This is a genomic window from Actinoplanes sp. NPDC051633 (assembly GCF_040681735.1).
Classification (GTDB): domain Bacteria; phylum Actinomycetota; class Actinomycetes; order Mycobacteriales; family Micromonosporaceae; genus Actinoplanes.
On sequence record NZ_JBFAZH010001408.1, the window covers coordinates 1 to 1,795 of the forward strand.

1 protein-coding gene and 1 pseudogene are annotated in these 1,795 nt (G+C 69.5%); one reads left to right on the plus strand and one right to left on the minus strand.

Going from position 1 to position 1,795, the window contains the following annotated elements; genetic code table 11:
- Positions 1-251: pseudogene (locus AB0M20_RS41495) on the minus strand (hypothetical protein); the annotation flags it as partial.
- Positions 252-399: 148 nt separating this feature from the next.
- Here AB0M20_RS41495 and AB0M20_RS41500 point away from each other — a divergent pair.
- Positions 400-1,795, plus strand: a 1,396-nt coding sequence (locus tag AB0M20_RS41500; RefSeq protein ID WP_364306819.1) for a M14 family metallopeptidase, incomplete at its 3' end; no start/stop codon positions are given.

Sequence of the window (1,795 nt, forward strand, 5' to 3'; positions counted from 1 at the left end):
CTGCCGTCGGGGAGGAAGGCCAGCCCCCACGGCACGTCGATGCCGGTGGCCAGCGTCTCCGGGTCCGCGTCCAGGTCCGGTGACCCGGTCGGCGACGGGGCGGCCGAACTCTCCGACGGCGCCGCCGCCGAGGTGGGCGCGGCCGGCGCCGGCGCCGGCGGCTGCGGCTCGTCGTCGTCCGAGCAGGCGGCCAGCGTCAGGGTCCCCGCCAGGAGACCGGCCAGCGGAATCGCGCAAGATCGCCGTTTCATGCCCTCTACCGTGCCACGCCGCGGCGAAAGCAAACCGCAAACCCCCTGCGCGATACATGCACATTCGAGCCGATGAATTGATTGACACCGGTTCCCACCTCCGAAAAGGTCCAATCACGACCTTCCCATCCATCGGAGGCCATCCATCATGAGATCCAGGCGCTGGGTCGCCGCGGGAGCCGCTCTGCTCCTCGGCGTGACCACGGCGATAACCACGGGGCCGGCCGCTACCGCGGCACCGGCGAAGTCCGCCGACACCCTCGGGGTGTACGTCGGCAGGCTCGACGCGGCCCAGCTGCAGAAGCTGCGCGAGGCCGGCATCGACAGTCACGAGAGCACGATCTCCCCGCCGGCCGGCGGCAAGGTCGTCGTGGAGACGATCCTCGGCGTCAAGCAGGCCGAGCGGCTCGCCGCCGCGGGCGTACCCCTCAAGGCCAAGAGCGTGACCGGCGCGATGCGCAAGCAGGCCGCGGCCGCGCCCACGGTCTTCCGTCCCTACAACGCTCCGGGCGGCATCCGTGACGAGCTCGCCGCGACCGCGGCCCGCAACCCGCAGATCGCCAAGCTGGTCACCCTCGGCAACTCGCTGCGGGGCGTGCCGATCCAGGCCATCAAGCTGACCAAGGGCGCGCGAAACGTGCCGGACGGCGCCCGGCCGTCGGTGCTCTACGCCGGCGCCCAGCACGCCCGTGAGTGGATCACCCCGGAGATGAACCGGCGGCTGATGCACCACTACGTCGACAACTACGGCACCGACCCGGCGATCACGCAGCTCCTGAACACCACCGAGGTGTGGATCTTGCCGGTCGCCAACCCCGATGGGTACGACTTCACCTTCACCGAGGGCAACCGCCTCTGGCGCAAGAACCTCCGGGACAACAACGGCGACGGGCAGATCACCGTCGGCGACGGCGTCGATCTGAACCGTAACTTCGCTGAGAAGTGGGGCTTCGACAACGAGGGTTCGGCGGAGGACCCGGCCGACGACACCTACCGCGGCCCCAGCCCGATGTCGGAGCCGGAGACCAAGGCGCTCAACCGGCTGTTCCAGCGGATCGGGTTCGAGTTCTTCATCAACTACCACTCGGCCGCCGAGCTGCTGCTCTACGGCCTCGGGTGGCAGGTCGACACGATCAGCCCGGACGACCAGATCAGCATCGCGATGGCCGGCGACGACGCCCACCCGGCGATCCCGGGCTACGACCCGGACATCTCCGCCGAGCTGTACACCACCAACGGCGACACCGACACGCATGCGCAGGTGCGCTTCGGGACCATCGGATACACCCCGGAGATGACCACCTGCCAGACCGCGTCGGCGATCGACCCGGACGACCAGTGGGACCCGGCGGACTGCCAGAGCGGCTTCAACTTCCCGGACGACGAGGGTCTGATCCAGGCCGAGTTCGAGAAGAACATTCCGTTCGCATTGTCGGTCGCGCAGTCGGCGAAGGACCCGGCGAACCCGGTGTCCGTGGTCGGGCGCACCGTGCCGGACCTGGAGGCCGACCCGTTCGAGGTGTCCTATGGCACCACTCAGCGGG